This window comes from Natronomonas marina (genome assembly GCF_024298905.1).
Taxonomy (GTDB): Archaea; Halobacteriota; Halobacteria; order Halobacteriales; family Haloarculaceae; genus Natronomonas; species Natronomonas marina.
This window is the reverse complement of sequence record NZ_CP101154.1, coordinates 1,457,503-1,472,878: the sequence shown is the minus strand read 5'-3', so window position 1 is coordinate 1,472,878 and position 15,376 is coordinate 1,457,503. Positions and strand designations below refer to the sequence as shown.

The following is a 15,376-nucleotide window of genomic DNA, read 5'->3' as shown; positions in this document are numbered from 1 at the left end:
CTCCTCGTTGTCGGCGGGACGGTCATCCGATCGTCGAAGGCCGACGGGACGGATCGACGGTTATTCCCGATGAACGGCCTTTCGCGCGCTCTCTGTTACCGTTCGTCGCCGGACCCGCCGTCGGTGGCGGCTGACGAATCGAGACACTCCGCCGCGGCCTCGACGGCCGACTCCGCCGTCGTCTCGTCGACGCCGCTCGGTGCGAAGGCCGCCCGTTCGTAGGCCTCCGTCAGCGTCTCGAGCGCGGCAGCCCCGTGCTCCGGGAGTTCCGAGCGGACGTCCCGATAGAACTCCCAGTGGGTTCGCGTGTCACGCTCCGTGTCACCGGTCCGCCGGAGCAGCTCGCTGCGAACGGCGCCGTACCCGATACGCACCGCCTCCGACGGGGCGCCGTCACCGAGTCGCTGGCGAGCGACCGCCAGAAAGTCCGCGTCAGGGACGGCAATGTCGTCGGCATCGGATGCTGTGTCGCCCCCGGTGCCAACGGGCGGCTGGTCGTCGCCAGGGGTCGGCTCGTCCATGTCGTCCTCGCCGTCATCGGATGCAGTCGTCTCCTCGTCTGTCTCTTCGAGTAGCCGCCGTCGGGCGATCAGCGCCGCTGCTGCGATGGCCAGGAAGCCGACAACGCCGCCGATTCGTAGCGCGTTGTCCGTCAAGAACGCCCTGGCCCGCTCGACCGGACCTCGGCTGGCGTCGACCGTCGTCCCGGCGGTGGTTTCGAGGTCCTCAGCCTGCAGGGTTCGTGTGGTCGTGACCGGCGCCAGGTTCGAATCCGAGTTCGCGTAATCGGCGGCGACCGACCACTCGCCGGCGTCACCGGTCGACCGGGGAACTCGTCTCTCGTAACTCCCCAGTTCGTCCGTCGTCGTGGTCCGTCTGATCTGCCCGTCGACGTTGACACCGACCTGTTGGGCCGAAACCGGCTGGCCGTCCGCTGTCGTCAGTCGCCCGGTCAACACGAGTTCCTCACCGTCGAGCAGCCCCTCTATCGTAATCCGAGTCTCGGTTTCGAGAACCGTCACCGACTGACTCTCGGAAACCGGCGACAGCGCTGTCCCTTCCCTGGAGACCCGGACGGTCAGTTGCCGCTCGCCGTCCGGTACGTTCGCCGGGACTGTCCCGTTGAGGCTGACACTCCCGTTATCGGCAGTCCGGTTCCGGGCGATCCGTTCGTCACCCAGGAACAGCGCAACCGGGACCGACGCCGCAGGCACCCCCTCCAGCGAGACGGTCGCCGTGGCCGGGACGCCATCCCGGAACGCCACCTCTTCGACATCCGTCGTGATGGACACCGACGGCTCGACGGCTTCCACGGACACGTTCGCCGTCGCGTTCGAGTCGAGGTACTCCGCCTGGGCTGCCGGCCGATAGGCGGCGGTAATCGTCGTCGGACCCGTCTCCGTCGTCACCGGTCTGTACGGCGCTGTATAGGTGCCGTCGGTGTCGGTTCGCGTCGTGGCGACGACTCGGCCGTCGACGACAAGCACGATGGTCCGATCTGCAAGTGCCGTCCCGTTCTCGTCTACAAGCGTCCCACTGACCGTAGCCGGCGACCTGAACGATGCGGTCTCCGAGGCAACGTCCGCAGTCAGGTCCGTCGGCGTGAAGACGTCACCCTCGACTTGTCTGGTAGTGGTTTCGACCTCGGCAGCTAGCTCACTCGTGCTATTAATTGCCGACCCCATATCCCGGCCGGTCTGGGCCTCCAGCTGTCGAAACAGGTCGGTCAACGAGAGGCTGAGTTCCTCGATCCGATCGGAGCGGTTCTGCAGTTCGCGGGCGAGTCTGCGAGCGCGCTGGTTGTCGCCGGCCTCCTGGGCGGCCTGATACTCCTGGTAGGTCTCCCGAAACTCGTTTGTTTCGTTGACCAGTTCCCGCTGCGTTTCGCCGGTCTCTGCCAGCGTTTCCGTGGTTTCGTTACTGCCCGTTCGCTCGCGCTCGACGGAACCGTACTCCGAGAGATATTCGGGATACTCGCCGTCGAGTCGCTCACAGGCCACGGATTCGGTAAGAGAGAGGTTCTCGGCACAATCGAGGTTGATCTCGGTCATACGGCCGCCGAGCCACTGCTGGACGGCCGTGAGATTCCCATCGTCACCGACGTCGTCCGGATGCTCGTGCTGTGTGTCGTGTTCGGAGGCGCCCGTGATGGCGACGCCAACACCACCGAGCAGACAGACCCCCACCAGAAGCCAGACGAGGACTGCGGGGCGCACTGGTGACACGGTTGTTACGGAACCTCAGACCACGACGGAATAAAAACCCCGCTTTTCCCAACAGTCAGAATCGACCACCATCGACCGGTGAGTTGAACTGTGGTGGCTCCCACACCGGATGCATGCGCCCGACGCGCCGGTACTGGGCAGTCGTCGGTTTGACCGTCCTGCTTGCAGTATCGGCGTGGCTGTTCGACCAGCCGACGCTGCTCGTCGGGGTCGCCACCCTGGGCGGGTGGCTCGTCGCCTCCGCACACGCCTTTCTCGTTACCGTCACGGACGTTGACGACAAGCTCGAACTCGAACTGTCGACGCCGAACACGCGAGTCCCCGTCGACGCTGGAACCGAACTCGGGTTCGCTGGCCAGCAGATCGACGCCTCGGCTGCAGTGACCGCCCGGCTACGACTCCCAGCGGGACTCTCGACGACGGGCGACGGCGACGTGGCGGCCATTCGCCTCACCGACGATGGGCCAATGACGAGCGTCGTCGTCGAGACGCCGGTGGCCGGGCGATTTACCGTTCCATCGCCGGAGATCACCGTCGTCGACGGCGCCGGGCTGTTCACCGAGCGTTTCGACCGGGGGCCGTCGCTGACACTGACGGTCGAACCACGCCAGCCGGACGACCTGACCGTCGGCGCTGGTGGCGAACGGGTGGCCTCGTTGGGTGGGCAACAAGCCGACGAGCGCCGCAGCGAGGGCATCGAGCCTGCCGAACTCCGCGAGTACACCCCCGGCGAGAACGCGGGACGGATCGACTGGAACGCGACCGCGCGACTCACGGAAACGTACGTCCGCGAGTTCGAGGCCCAGTCGGCCATCGAAACGGCCTTCATCGTCGACGCCCGCTCGACGACCGCGACCGGGCCGGACGGCGAGACCGAATTCGATTATCTCAGAGAGGTTGCACTCGGTCTCCTGTCGCTGTTTCGGTCCCACGAGGACCCCGTCGGTATCACCGTCATCGACGACGAGGGCATCGCCTCGCTGCAACGACCGTCGAACGACTCGGCCGCCTACGAGGGCGTTCGTCGCCGACTGCTGACCACCGGGCCGACCGAAGGCGAGGTCCGCCCGCCTCGACGGCTCGATAGCCGGTCGTCGCTGGCCGGGCGCCTGGTCGCCGTCGACGCCGAGGACAGCGTCTTCATCGAGACGCTCACGGCCTGCGTCGACGAACGTCGACCGCTCCCGCCGGACCGTTCGCCGCTCCGCAGCGCCGTCCAGGCGCTCGGAGACAACGCCGGTGGCCGGATCGTCCTCTTTACGGACGACACCAACCGTCGCGAGATTCGAGAAGTGGTGGAAGCGGCCCGCGACGCCTCCGACAGCGTTCTCGTCTTTCTGGCGCCGACCGTGCTCCACGAACCCGGTTCCCTGGCCGATCTCGAAGCCGCCTACGAGCGCTACACCGAATTCGAGACGTTCCGGCGCGAACTGGACCGGTTGGGCGGTGTCGAGGCCTTCGAGGTCGGCCCTGGCGGGCGCAGCGAACGCCTCCGGAAGGCCAAACGCACCGAAGCGGCCTGAGCGACTACGCCGAAACGCCCCGAGATCCCTCCCCGGCCGGGGACCAGCAGGCGGTCCGGGCGGTGACGGACCAACACGGCTTTGAATCCGGTACTCCAGATAGAGGACGATGGCAGAAGGCGTGCTCGCTCGCGGCCGCTGGACGAAAGGTGACGCACTCGTTGGAGTCGTTATCCTCGCGACCGGCGCTGCGATGGTCTTCGAGGGCGGGATTCTCGGTGCTGGCGTCGCTGCAGCCGTTGCCGTCCTGTGGATTGCCGCCGGAACGCCGTATGCGTTCGTCCTCGGGCAGGTCGGCCTCGTGGTCGGACTCGATGGTGGACCGACGACGACGCCGATTGCACAGGCCGCACTCGTCCTCCTGCTGATAACGGACGTCACCGTCGACCGGACCTACGCGGCCGGGGCGGCAGCGCTGGCGGTCGCCGCACTCACCACCGCCGTACTCCTGTACGCCGACCGGGCGCTGACGGGCACGGAGACCACCGGCTTCCTGATGCTCGCTACCACTGCCGGTGCCGTCTACGGCATCCACAGATACGAACGGGTCGCACTCGGGCTGGCAGGTGACCCCGAATGAGCGCCGATGTCGAGATGGTCGACGACGACACAGCGGCCGACACCGACACGGCCGACGATACCGGGACCGACGAGGAGTCGCTTCTGGTACGTCTCGAGGCGCTCGAGGACGAAAACGAACGGCTCCGCCAGGAGCTGTCGGCGGCCCGCCGGACGAGCTATCGGCGAACGGCGCTCGGCATGGCATTCCTCGGCGGGGTCGGCCTCCTCGGCGCCGTTCTGATACCGGGTCTCCGTGACCTGCTGGTCGTGCTGGGTGCGACCGGCCTCTTCGGCGGGTTGCTCACCTACTATCTCACGCCCGAGCGGTTCGTCGCCGCCAGCGTCGGCGAGGCGGTCTACGCCACGCTCGCAACCAATCTCGAATCCATCGCGGGCGAACTCGAGCTCTCCGATACGAAGGCCTACGTGCCCGTCGATGGCGACCCCGCCGTCCGGCTGTACCTCCCGGAACAGCCGCTGGAGACCGGCGGTGTGCCCACCACGACCGACCTCCGGGATACCTTCGTCGTCACGTCGGCTCACCGTGGCCTGTCGCTCCGGCCGTCCGGCGACTCGCTCCGCCGGGAGTTCGTCGAGGTCACCTCACCGGTCCCGGAATCGCCAGCGGCCCTGATTGAGGCCGTCTGTGAGGCACTCGTCGAACAGTTCGAACTGGTCGACAGTGCCGACCCGGACATCGACGACGCGGGCCGCGCGACCGTCCGCGTGACCAACAGTGCCTACGGCCCGGTCGACCGTCTGGATCACCCGGTCGCGTCGCTGTTGGCCACCGCGTTGGCCGACGTGACCGACGAACCGGTCGAGCTCGAGGTAGAATCGACTGACGAGTCGGCGTATCTCGTCACCTGCCGGTGGGAGGCGGACAACACGACCGACAGCGAAGACTGACCGGGCGACGCCTCAGGCGTCGTCGGCGGGCTGGGACACCGTGGTTGTCGACCCGTCCGTGGCGACCTCCGTGGACTCGCCGTCGACCTCGACGCTATCGGGGTCCGGTGTGAACCCGTCCGTCGGTGGTTCGACACGGTCGAGGACGTCTTCGATGACGTCGTCCGGGTCCACGTTCCGCAGGTTAGCGTCGGCGTCGAGGACGAGCCGGTGGGACAGCACCTGGTACGCCAGATCTTTCAGGTCGTCGGGAATGACGTAGTCGCGCCCGTTGATAGCTGCGAGGCCCTTCCCGGCGTCGATGAAGGCGATCGACGCGCGCGGCGAGGCGCCGTGTTCGGTGGCGTCGTGGTCCCGTGTCGCCTCTGCTATATCGAGGGCGTACTCCTTTACAGCCCCCGCGGCGTGGACGTCTGAAACGGCCTCCCGACACTGCATTATCGTTCGCGTATCGACGACGCTGTCGATGTCGTCGGGCCCGAGATTGGGATTGTCGTCGAACCGATCGAGAATCGCCCGCTCGTCGTCGCGTCCGGGCGTGCCGACAGTTATCTTCAGCTGGAACCGGTCCCGCTGGGCTTCCGGAAGGGAGAACACGCCGTCCATCTCGACGGGGTTCTGTGTCGCTATCACCAGAAACGGCGTGGGCAGCGACATCTCTTCGCCGTCGATCGTCACCTGCCCCTCCTGCATCGATTCCAGCAGTGCGCTCTGGGTCTTCGGCGTCGCACGGTTGATCTCGTCGGCCAGTACGACGTTGGCGAACACCGGGCCCCGCTCAGTTTCGAACTCGCCGGTCTGCTGTCGATAAATGCGCGTGCCGGTAATGTCCGCCGGCAGCAGGTCCGGCGTCATCTGGATGCGAGAATAATCCAATCCGATCGCCCGCGCGTACAGTCTCGCTGCCGTGGTCTTGGCGATTCCCGGGACACCCTCGAGCAGTACGTGTCCGCCGGTGAGCGAAGCGATTGTCAATCCCTTGATGAGGTCCTCCTGCCCGATGAGAACCTTTCCGACCTCATCACGGACCGACTGGTACATGTCTGCGGGGCTACTCATCGTCCCCTCGTTCGGAGTTGATAGATTTAATCCCTTTCATGAGTCGCTGGATTCGCCCGCGGTCGAACTCCGGGTGGCTGTCAGCCGCCGACTCGGCTAAAAGCTCCGGGGTAGGTCGTCGGTCGAACGCCTCGTCGTCCGTTCGGTCGAAAACGCCCCGTTGCCAGACGAACACTACGAGCAGGCCGAGACCGACGGTCCCGAACTGGAGCATCGGTGAGCCACGGATGGCAAGCAGCACCGAGATTAGCGGCGGCACGCCACCGCTGTGGGAGGCATCGACCAGGACGGTATCGTCCTCGGAAAAGAGGTTCCGGGCGAACTGGCGGTTGCCCGGCTGCTCGGCCATGACGTTGATGAAGGCGCTCGGGTCGCTGACGACGACCACACGGCCACCAGAGACGTTCTCCGTGGTCGCCACCGGATAGGTGTCGAGCTCCTCGTCGTCGTCCACCTCACCGTTGCCGTTCCGGTCTAGATAGCCGAAGTCGGAACTCGAGACGAGCACGGTCGCGTTGCCCGCCTCGACGCTGGTTCCGTAGTTGAGCGTCAGCGAGTTGACCCCCTCTGTCAGCGGGTGTTCGGCGACCGTCGTTGCCCTCGGGAGTGCCGGGGCTCGATAGTAGTTTCTGTCGTCACGTAGCAACGCACCCTCGAGGCGGGCGTCGGCGCCGAGCGCCTCGAGTAACGCGTTGCCGGTCCCGTCGCGGTCGGCCACAAGTAACGTGCCTCCGCGTTCGAGGAACCCCTCGATCCGCTCGAGCTCTTTTGCCGTGTAGGGTTCATCGGGCGCCAGCACGACCGCGACCGTGTCCTCGCCGTACGCCTCGTACTCGGAGGTGTTCGTCGAGACGACCGTCTCGGCGCCGGCCTGATCGGCTATCTCCCGGATGTCGGTCGTCCCCTCCCAGGAGGGGTTGAACGAGCCGAACGCCGCGACCGAGGTTGCCCCGCCGAACACGAGGGCGGCGACGGTGGCAATCGCAAACCCGACGAGGATCGCTCGTGGCGTGTCGATGTCGTACCCACCGAGCTTCATTATGGAAGCACCCCCGGTGGCAGTATCTCGAGGATGCGTTTGACGACGACGTACGCGAAGACGAGCAGGCCGGCGGCGATGAGCCACGGAAGCCGGCGTCGCCATCGCGGCGAGACCGCGACCGGCGCCGTCAACTCGACGACGACCAGAAAGCCGATGAGCGAGACGACGAAGAACAGTTCGTAAGACAGCGAATCCAGCGCCACGAGCAGGATGGCCGCCGTCAGCATCCACGCCACCTGCGCGTGGACGAACCGTCGGCGTCGCCGGGTCTCCATTGGCGACCCCTCGGGCGCCCTGGTTTACCAACCTGTCGGCTCGGCCGTGCCGGCGGCCGAGACTCCCGACGTGCTTCGACCGACGACGAAGGAGTTACACGTCTCCCTGTGGAACTGGACCCGATGACGAATCCGACGGAGGCGGACGGACCGTGGCGCAGGGCCGCGGCGCTCGCGGTGCTGGTCGTCGCACTCGGCGGCATGCTCGTGTGGGCCGGCACCCTCTCTCCTGTGGCGACACCGCGGGACTACCCCGGCGAGGACAGCGTCGGCCCGGACCCCGACGCCTACGTCGGCGAGCGCGTCACCCTCAGCGGGACTGTCGTCGGGACCGACCCGCTCCGCATCGAGGTGCCGTACGGAACTGGCGAGTCGTTCACTGCGACGGTTCGGGGCGTCGAGCAACCCGCTTCGGTGGGCGACCACGCGACGGCGTTCGGCACGCTCGAAGACGACTCGACGCTGGCTGCCGAGCGGGTCATCCTCCGGGCGCCCTGGGAGATACGGTACATGTACGGTGTCTCCTTCGTCGCCGGCCTGTGGGTACTCGGCCGGACGCTGCGCCGGTGGCGGTTCGACACCGACCGACTGGCGTTCGTCCCCCGCGAGGAACCGCTGGCCCTGTGGGGTGGTGGGGATGCCTGACGTCCTGACCCACGTCCTGGTCGGCTATGTCGTCGGCTCGCTCTTGGCCGCCCGCTACGACCGGGTCGGTCCCGCAGCCGTCACGCTGGTGATGGCCGGCGCGCTGTCGCCCGATTTCGTGAAGATAAAGCTCCTCGTGCCGTCGCCCTACGTCGAGGCCGCACTCGGGGTTCCCTTCTCGTGGGCGCCGCTGCACGCCGTCGGTGGGACCGTCGTGGTCGCGCTGGGGTCGGGACTGCTCGTCGCCCGCCAGCACCGTCGGCTGACGGTCGGCCTCGTGGCGCTGGGGGCGGCGACGCACCTGTTTCTGGACGGCCTGCTCGTCAAGCCTAGCGGCTACGCCGGCCAGTTCCTCCTGCCCGTCTCGACGTACCGGGCGCCGGCCGGCATGCTCTACCTGAGCAGCGACCGCTGGCCCACGGCCGTTGCCGCGGCGGTTGCGGCCGTCGTGTGGGCCTGGACGCGGTATCGAACGCGATGGAATCGGGCGGACTAAAATACCCTCTTCCGTGCGCCGACGACTGTCGTCGTGGGTCGCGCTTGAGGGCCCGTTCTTCGAACACGCTCCCGATGACGCGACACCGTCTCCCGGTTTGGAGGAATATAGTACTGTCGGAAGCCCTATATTACTTCAACACGAAAGGCGCACATGACCGATCACACCGGCCCCGATGAGTTCGACGATATCAACGAGAGGGTTGGCGCGGAGTGGAAAGCGGAGACCACTCCGTACGAACGCGTCCGTGAAGTCATCAGTCGTTCCTACGACCCGGTCACCGCGGCCACCGTCGCCGACGCTGCCCGCACCTCGCCGAAGACAGCACGAAAGCATCTCGACGCCCTCGATGAATCGGGGTTCGCCACTACCGGTACGGGCGAGAACGGTGCCACGACCTACCGGCGGTCACCCGAGTCGCTCGTCGTCGAGCAGGCCGCGGATATTCGGGAACACGTCTCGACCGATGAGTTAGTAGCCCGCGTCTCGGAAATGCGTGAGCGCATCAGCGACTTCCAGACCGAATACGGCGTCGAATCGCCGGAAGAGCTGCTCGTCGACCGGACGAACGAAACCCTCTCCGAGGCGGCCACAACCCACGAAGATATCGATGCCGAGACGATACGGGAGTGGCAGACGACACGGCGCAACCTGGCGTTCGCCAACGCTGCGCTTTCGATCGCCAATGCCGAACGGTTCGTCGGCGACGACCCCCGACCGAATGGAAGCACGCTCGCCCAGTAACCAATGGGAAAGTACGGTTCACCGGGTGAGGACCACTCGCTCAGAGGCGCAACCGACCGACCAGCACTCCTCGCCATACGGGACGTGTTCAACGCCAACGAACCGCTCGCATCCGCGGAGTTGGACGACTATCTCGACCCCAGAACGCTCGAAGTCACCTTCGACGAGGGCCTCTGCGGCGCCGACACGGCGCGCATCGACGTCCAGTGGACGACACGAGGCGACTACAAGTTTCACTATACGGATTCACGCGGAGTTGATCTCCGGTGGGACAAACATCCACACGATGGTGAGTACGTCGACGCCCCCGGGCTCGAGCATTACCACCCGCCACCGAATGCCACATCCGACCCGAAAGAGGTCGAGGCCTCCTGTATCACCCAATCGCCGGCGAAGCTGGTCACTCGGGCAGTCCTCAAACTGTGGCGAGTTGCCTACCACGCCGAATCGGTCGCTCCTCTGAACGCAGCAAGCAATCCGCCATGAGAACCACTATCGACCGTGGTTTCAGTCGGTCTGCAGCTCCCCGCCGGTGAGCTCGTACCGCCGTTCGAACTGGCTTTCGAGGCCGCTGTCGTGGCTCACGACCACCAGCGCGGTGTCGGTATCGGCCTGCAACTCGAAGAGCAACTCGAGGACGCTCTCGGCGGTGTCGGGGTCGAGTTGCCCGGTCGGCTCGTCGGCCAGCACGACGTCGGGCCGGTTGACCAGGGCGCGTGCGATGGCGACGCGCTGCTTCTCGCCGCCGCTCAGCGTCGCCGGGTACTGGTCGCGGCGGTCGGCGATGTCGAGCCACTCGAACAGCGTCTCCAGCCACGCCTCGTCGGGACTGCCGTCGTGGTTGCCCGGCAGCGCGGCGTTCTCCCAGGCCGTCAGGTCCGGGACCAGCTGGAACTCCTGGAAGACGACGCCGACCGTCTCGCGCCGGAGCCGCGACCGTTCCCGCTCGGACAGCGAGGCGGCGTCGGTGTCGTCGACGTACAGCGAGCCGTCGGTCGGGGGCAACAGCAGCCCCAGCACCTCGAACAGCGTCGTCTTGCCCGCGCCGCTCTCGCCCCGGATGAGGGCGCGCTCGCCCGGGGGAATCGAGAAGGAGAGGTCGTCGAGGACGCGCCGGTCGCCGCGCCGGACGCCGAGGTCGACCGCCCGCAGGACCGGCTCCGTGCTACTGGCCATCAGCCCAACGGGGGAGGGCCGCCCGCCTAAGCCTGACGGTCGACCGCACGTCAGCACGCTGGCCGGTCGTCCGAGGCGGGAACCGACAGTGCGATCGACTCCCACCCGTTCGACGTGTAGACGACGTTCCGTTCGGCGAGGGTCGTCTCGTACCTCGCTCGATTCGTCTGCTCCGGCGCGGCGGGCCAGAAGTTCGCACCGTTGGTGACCCACCCGTCGAAGGACAGCATCGGACAGCCGGGCGGCGGGCCGCCTCGGAGCCACGTCCGGGTTGGGCCCAGTGCCGCACCGTAATCGAAGATGGTGCCTCCGACGCGGCCCGGGCCGTGGTCGGTCGTCCACCGGCCGTCGACGTAGGTGGCGACGTGCCCGACCGCCTCGAACTCGGACTCCGGGGTCGTCCCCGGATAGTCGAGCGTGTCCAGCGCGACGAACGCCAGCGGCGCGGTCAGGAGCGTGCTGACGGCAAGCACACCGACGAGCGCCGCGCGCACGCCGCGACGGCCTGTCACACCACGGGCCCGCCACGCGACGCTGGCGGTCGCCAGTCCGACGAGGACGAACGCGGGAACGTGAAGGAAGGCCTGTCCCCGGATGGCGGTGGCGAAGAACTCCGGCGTTAGGCTAGCCGTCAACGAGAAGTAGATGACGACCAGCGGCCCGCCGAGGAGTGCAGTCACGAGAGTCGCCGTCTCGTAGCGGCGCGACAGCGCGAACAGCCCGTAGCCGGCGAAGACGACCGGCACGAACAGGAAGGACACGAGAAACAGGATGGTCGGCGGCGACTGAATCGTCCCCGGAAAGACCGGCCGGACCACGTTGACGGCGACAAGAACGAACAGAGCACCGAACGGCAGGAAGAACAGCGCCCGGCGTAGACGCGTCGAAATGACCTGATACCACACGACGCCGACGATCAGGACGACGACCCACCCGACGAACAGGCCCGGGTGGCTGCTGACGCGACTCACGTACGCGACGCCGAGAATACCGAGTTGCTCGACGAGTTCGTAGTAGCCAGCGAAAAGCATCCAGAAGCCGCCGACGAGACTGCTACCGATTACCGCGGTCCGCCGACTCGGTCGGCGAGCGAATTCGGCGCCGACGAGCGCCGTCAACACCAGCGCCGCGTTGAAAGTGCTGAACTTGTGGACAATCGGGAAGAGCAGCAGGAGCATCACCAACAGCACACCCCACCGAACCGTCCCCCGTCGCACGAGCAACCGGTGCATCGAGACGATTGCGATGAGCGCGAACAGCTGTCCCAGCGGTTCGGGGTCCGGAATCGAGGTGTGCCGGAGGAAGAGCCCCTGGACGGCGAGCAGGAGCCCACAGGCCAGCACCGCGGTCCGGATCTTTCGCGAGGGCCACCCCAGGTCCTGACCCAGACGGCGGGTGAACGCCATTGCAAGGAGCGGGATGGTCGCACCCACGACGGACATCATCGGCTGGATGGTATGGAGTGGTCGCTCGCCGATTATTATCGCTGTCGAGGCTGTCAGCGTTGTAATAGTCGGAAAGTCGGCACGCAGCGCCGGCGAAATCGGCAGGTGGCCGGAGGCGACCGTCTCCCTGGCGAAACTGGCCACTGCGAACCCGTCCAGAACGTGCGGCAGCGGGCTCCAGTACAGCGGGATCGTCCGCATGGCCGCGGCGACGGCGAAGACGGCGAGACCGACCAGCAGGTACGACCGGCGGTCACTCACGGACGGCACCCCCGCTTTCGCTCCCGCTGCGGTCCCGGAGGAGGGCGGCCGGCGACGCCCGGACGATGGCGACGGTCGCGAGCGTCGCACTGACGGCGACGACCGCGAGCGCAGTGGCCGCGACGCCGACCGCGACGAGGGGGTCGATGGCCGGGAGCAGTCGGACGCCGAAGACCGTCAGCACGCCCGCGCGGTCGAGCCCGACGAGTCCGACCCCCGCCAGCACGGACGCGAAAACCGTCGCCACGACGCCCACCCGGAGCGCGTCGTCGACGACCAGCCGGAATATCCGGGCCGGCGGCGCGCCCGAGGCGCGGTAGACGCCCAGCACCTGCCGGCGGGCCCGCACCGTCGCCGCGAACGTCGCCGTCGTCGCGCCGACGGTCATCGCCGCCGCGAGGCCGACCAGGGCGACGGCGACCAGTTGCAGGTCGCCGAAGGCCACCTCGATGGCCTCCCCGAGCGGCGAGGACCCCTCGCGGCCGCTCGTGGCTAGCGCGGCCGAAATCCGGTCGTCGCCGCTCACCCGGTAGGAGAGGTTCCCGACCGCTCGCCCGTCCACCGTCGCGGTCACGTCGTACGTTCCGGGCGGTCGCCGGTCGAGCCGCCGGGTGACCGTCCGACGCTCGCTGGGCGCAAGCTCCAGCCGTCGCGCCGTCTCGCCGGTCGGCCCGCGGACCGTCACCTCGGCCCCGAGCGGTTCGGTCCAGGGGTTCCGCACCTCCAGACTGGCCACCGGCCGGACCAGCACGTCGGGGTCGTCCGGTGACAGCTCCAGGGTCGCCGTCGGCCGCTTCGAAACGCCCGCCCGGACGCTCACGGTCGCCCGCGCGGCCGTCTCGCCGTCGCCGGCGACCACTTCCCGGCTGCCCGTCCCGTTCAGCGGGATTCGGACCGTCCCGTCGTCGGTGGTTCGTCGCTCGGTGTCGCCGACTCGGACCGAAACGTTGGCCCCCGGCGACCCGCGGGCGTCGACCACCTCGACGAGCGGGCGCGACCCCGGCGGCGCCTCGGCCGGCAGTCCCCGTATCGCTAGCTGGTCGGGCCGCTGGACGCGGACCCGCTTGCGGGTCTCGCCGGCCGCGAGGTCGTAGCTGCCGGGCGAGACGGGTCCGAACTCGATCCGTCTGGTGGCGGTGCCGCCGGCCCCGAGGTCGACCGAAAACGACCGCCGCTGGCCGGCGAACCGAACCGCGACTGTCTCGTTCGCCGCCGCGGGGTTCGTGTTCGACAGCGTTATCTCGACCACCGTCGGCTGGCCGGCGACCGGTTCCTCGACGGTCGAGAGCCGCGTGACGACGATGCCCTCCTCGCTCGTCTTCGGCAGCCGCGAGGCGCGGACGACGTTCACCTCGCCGGACCCGACGTTCGAGAGGTGTCGGGCCGTCCGGTGGGAGACGAGCAGGGCCGCGCCGTCGGCGCCGTCGGCCTCGAAGCGCCCGACGACGTGGATTCGGGTCACCGCCGAGCGGGTGCTGCCGCCGACCGTGACGGTGTCGCCCACCTCGAGGTTGCCGCCGAGTTTCGTCCCGACGACGGCCTCGTCGGGTGCGGTCGGCGCCCGCCCCTCGACCATTTCCGCCCCCGAGATGGACGCGAAGTCCTCGTAGTCGACGCCGCGCATCGGGAGCGGCCGGCCGTTCCGGACGCCGAACAGCAGTATCTCGCCGCTGGCGTCGATGTCCCGCTCCTCGAGGCCCTCGACGTAGCCGGCGGGCACCTGACTGGCGACCGGATGGCCGGCGCCGGGCTGGGAGATGGTCGCCTGGTCGGTCGTGGCCAGCGGCGCGACGACGGCGGCAGCGCCGACGAACACCGACGAGACGAGAAGGAAGGCCGTCAGGGTGGCGGCCGTCGGGACCAGCGCCCGGGCATCGAGGACGCGAAGCGGCAGGAGACCGTCGTCGCCGGCGTCCCGGGCGACGACGCGGGCCGGCGGGACGACCGCGGCACGGCGGGCCGCCAGGAGACCGCCCAGCACCGCGACGACGACCATCGCAACCACGAGCGCGCCGAGGAAGGCGGCTATCTCGCGGGTGATGGCGACCGACAGCGAGGTGGGCAGGCCGACCGCGACGGCGACGTTGACGGCCGCGTTGGTCGCGATGACGCCGAGAGCGTACCCCAGGGCGACGCCGACGGCACCGACGAGACCGGCCCGGAGCGCGAACAGCCACAGCACCGTCCGCGGCGTCCCGCCGGTCGCCCGGACGACCCGGATGTCCTCGCGGCGGTCCGCGACCGTCATCCGGGTCGTGCTGTAGGCCGTGATGGCGACGAGCAGGCCGCCGGCGATCGCGATGAGGCCGACGATGCCGAGCATCTGCTGGGTCCCGGTCGTGAAGAAGCGCAGCACGCCCCGAAGCGGCGTCTCGCCGCCGGTGCCGGCCTCGGCGTCGACGACGAACGCGCCCGTGGTCCCGAGTTCCTCGACCGTCGCCGGCCCGACCGCGTACCAGTCGGGTGCCAGGATGGACCCGCTCCGTGGTTCGACGTCGACCGAGACCGTCGTCTCGCCGTCGAGTCGGTGCGTGGCAGGAGCCTCGAGGCTCCCCCGGGTCGGCCCGTCGCCGACGAGGCGCCGCTCGCCGAACGTCCGGTCGGTGTCGGGCGGGACGCCGACCGCGTAGGTCCGGTCGCCGTCCGGGTCGGTCACCGCTGCAACCGGGAGCACGACGTCCTCGCCGTCGGCGGCGGTCTCGGCGGCCCCCGCCGACCCGTAGTAGGTCGCACTCCCCGGCGAGTCGAGTTCGGCCGCGATGGCGGCCGTCTGGCTGCCCGCGGCGAAGACGAAGAGCACCGTCCCCACGAGGAAGGCGACGGTGACGGCGACGACGAGCACCGCAAGCCGGTCCTGGCGGGACCACCGAAAGAGGAGCGTCCGGCGGTAGCTCACCGGCACCACGCCCCGTCGAACCGCTCGCCGACCCCCGTCCACTGACTCTCCCGTCGCATCAACTGTACCAACAGTGGGCGATGGTGGACATAACGGTTTTCGAAAGTGTGCGGCCGGTC

Annotated in this window: 14 protein-coding genes; 7 read left to right on the top strand and 7 right to left on the bottom strand. The window is 68.3% G+C overall.

Features of this window, described 5'->3' with window-relative positions:
• Positions 1 to 95: 95 nt before the first annotated feature.
• A complete protein-coding gene (locus NLF94_RS07920) occupies positions 96 to 2,225 on the bottom strand; it encodes a DUF4129 domain-containing protein (RefSeq protein WP_254840926.1) in 2,130 nt (709 codons plus the stop codon).
• 113 nt (positions 2,226 to 2,338) lie between these two features.
• Between NLF94_RS07920 and NLF94_RS07915 the strand changes: the two genes are divergently transcribed.
• The 3 genes from NLF94_RS07915 (at position 2,339) to NLF94_RS07905 (ending at position 5,218) form a co-directional block, all read left to right on the top strand.
• On the top strand, positions 2,339 to 3,748 hold the full coding sequence (locus tag NLF94_RS07915; protein ID WP_254840925.1) for a DUF58 domain-containing protein: 1,410 nt from the start codon (positions 2,339 to 2,341) through the stop codon (positions 3,746 to 3,748).
• A gap of 109 nt (positions 3,749 to 3,857) precedes the next feature.
• Complete coding sequence (locus NLF94_RS07910) at positions 3,858 to 4,328, top strand: DUF8163 family membrane protein (protein WP_254840924.1); 471 nt, start codon at positions 3,858 to 3,860, stop codon at positions 4,326 to 4,328.
• Positions 4,325 to 5,218, top strand: coding sequence for a DUF7982 domain-containing protein (locus NLF94_RS07905; protein WP_254840923.1), 894 nt, complete (start codon positions 4,325 to 4,327; stop codon positions 5,216 to 5,218). Before NLF94_RS07910 ends, NLF94_RS07905 begins: the two co-directional genes overlap by 4 nt.
• Positions 5,219 to 5,230: 12 nt before the next feature.
• Here NLF94_RS07905 and NLF94_RS07900 read toward each other — a convergent pair whose 3' ends face one another.
• Genes NLF94_RS07900 through NLF94_RS07890 form a run of 3 tightly spaced genes read right to left on the bottom strand, consistent with a single transcriptional unit; the run spans position 5,231 to position 7,594 of the window.
• Positions 5,231 to 6,277, bottom strand: coding sequence for an AAA family ATPase (locus tag NLF94_RS07900; RefSeq protein ID WP_254840922.1), 1,047 nt, complete (start codon positions 6,275 to 6,277; stop codon positions 5,231 to 5,233).
• On the bottom strand, positions 6,270 to 7,316 hold the full coding sequence (locus tag NLF94_RS07895; RefSeq protein ID WP_254840921.1) for a DUF4350 domain-containing protein: 1,047 nt from the start codon (positions 7,314 to 7,316) through the stop codon (positions 6,270 to 6,272). Before NLF94_RS07895 ends, NLF94_RS07900 begins: the two co-directional genes overlap by 8 nt.
• Positions 7,316 to 7,594: a DUF8044 family membrane protein gene (locus NLF94_RS07890; protein WP_254840920.1), complete on the bottom strand. Its 279-nt coding sequence runs from the start codon at positions 7,592 to 7,594 to the stop codon at positions 7,316 to 7,318. Before NLF94_RS07890 ends, NLF94_RS07895 begins: the two co-directional genes overlap by 1 nt.
• Positions 7,595 to 7,717: 123 nt before the next feature.
• Between NLF94_RS07890 and NLF94_RS07885 the strand changes: the two genes are divergently transcribed.
• The 4 genes from NLF94_RS07885 to NLF94_RS07870 all read left to right on the top strand — a co-directional run bounded on the left by NLF94_RS07885 (position 7,718) and on the right by NLF94_RS07870 (position 9,965).
• Positions 7,718 to 8,239, top strand: a complete 522-nt coding sequence (locus NLF94_RS07885) for an OB-like fold-containing membrane protein (RefSeq protein ID WP_254840919.1) — start codon at positions 7,718 to 7,720, stop codon at positions 8,237 to 8,239.
• Entirely contained in the window at positions 8,232 to 8,735 is a 504-nt protein-coding gene (locus NLF94_RS07880) for a metal-dependent hydrolase (RefSeq protein ID WP_254840918.1), read from the top strand. The genes NLF94_RS07885 and NLF94_RS07880 overlap by 8 nt, the downstream gene beginning before the upstream one ends.
• A gap of 153 nt (positions 8,736 to 8,888) precedes the next feature.
• Positions 8,889 to 9,479, top strand: a complete 591-nt coding sequence (locus NLF94_RS07875) for a DUF7342 family protein (RefSeq protein ID WP_254840917.1) — start codon at positions 8,889 to 8,891, stop codon at positions 9,477 to 9,479.
• A 3-nt stretch (positions 9,480 to 9,482) separates the two neighbouring features.
• Positions 9,483 to 9,965, top strand: a complete 483-nt coding sequence (locus tag NLF94_RS07870; protein WP_254840916.1) for a toxin-antitoxin system TumE family protein — start codon at positions 9,483 to 9,485, stop codon at positions 9,963 to 9,965.
• 21 nt (positions 9,966 to 9,986) lie between these two features.
• On the opposite strand, the gene NLF94_RS07865 is transcribed toward NLF94_RS07870, so the two are convergent.
• The 3 genes from NLF94_RS07865 to NLF94_RS07855 are packed head-to-tail and all read right to left on the bottom strand — an operon-like array spanning position 9,987 to position 15,263.
• Positions 9,987 to 10,655 carry an ABC transporter ATP-binding protein gene (locus NLF94_RS07865; RefSeq protein WP_254840915.1) on the bottom strand — a complete coding sequence of 223 codons (669 nt, stop codon included), beginning with the start codon at positions 10,653 to 10,655 and terminating at the stop codon, positions 9,987 to 9,989.
• Between the two features lie 50 nt (positions 10,656 to 10,705).
• A complete protein-coding gene (locus tag NLF94_RS07860; protein WP_254840914.1) occupies positions 10,706 to 12,361 on the bottom strand; it encodes a sodium/phosphate symporter in 1,656 nt (551 codons plus the stop codon).
• Entirely contained in the window at positions 12,354 to 15,263 is a 2,910-nt protein-coding gene (locus NLF94_RS07855; RefSeq protein WP_254840913.1) for an FtsX-like permease family protein, read from the bottom strand. Before NLF94_RS07855 ends, NLF94_RS07860 begins: the two co-directional genes overlap by 8 nt.
• Positions 15,264 to 15,376 lie beyond the last annotated feature (113 nt).

Bases quoted from the DNA above. Each gene is read 5' to 3' on its own strand.
- NLF94_RS07915 (WP_254840925.1), top strand. From the start codon at position 2,339: ATGCGCCCGACGCGCCGGTACTGGGCAGTCGTCGGTTTGACCGTCCTG.
- NLF94_RS07910 (WP_254840924.1), top strand. From the start codon at position 3,858: ATGGCAGAAGGCGTGCTCGCTCGCGGCCGCTGGACGAAAGGTGACGCA.
- NLF94_RS07905 (WP_254840923.1), top strand. From the start codon at position 4,325: ATGAGCGCCGATGTCGAGATGGTCGACGACGACACAGCGGCCGACACC.
- NLF94_RS07900 (WP_254840922.1), bottom strand. From the start codon at position 6,277: ATGAGTAGCCCCGCAGACATGTACCAGTCGGTCCGTGATGAGGTCGGA.
- NLF94_RS07895 (WP_254840921.1), bottom strand. From the start codon at position 7,316: ATGAAGCTCGGTGGGTACGACATCGACACGCCACGAGCGATCCTCGTC.
- NLF94_RS07890 (WP_254840920.1), bottom strand. From the start codon at position 7,594: ATGGAGACCCGGCGACGCCGACGGTTCGTCCACGCGCAGGTGGCGTGG.
- NLF94_RS07885 (WP_254840919.1), top strand. From the start codon at position 7,718: ATGACGAATCCGACGGAGGCGGACGGACCGTGGCGCAGGGCCGCGGCG.
- NLF94_RS07880 (WP_254840918.1), top strand. From the start codon at position 8,232: ATGCCTGACGTCCTGACCCACGTCCTGGTCGGCTATGTCGTCGGCTCG.
- NLF94_RS07875 (WP_254840917.1), top strand. From the start codon at position 8,889: ATGACCGATCACACCGGCCCCGATGAGTTCGACGATATCAACGAGAGG.
- NLF94_RS07870 (WP_254840916.1), top strand. From the start codon at position 9,483: ATGGGAAAGTACGGTTCACCGGGTGAGGACCACTCGCTCAGAGGCGCA.
- NLF94_RS07865 (WP_254840915.1), bottom strand. From the start codon at position 10,655: ATGGCCAGTAGCACGGAGCCGGTCCTGCGGGCGGTCGACCTCGGCGTC.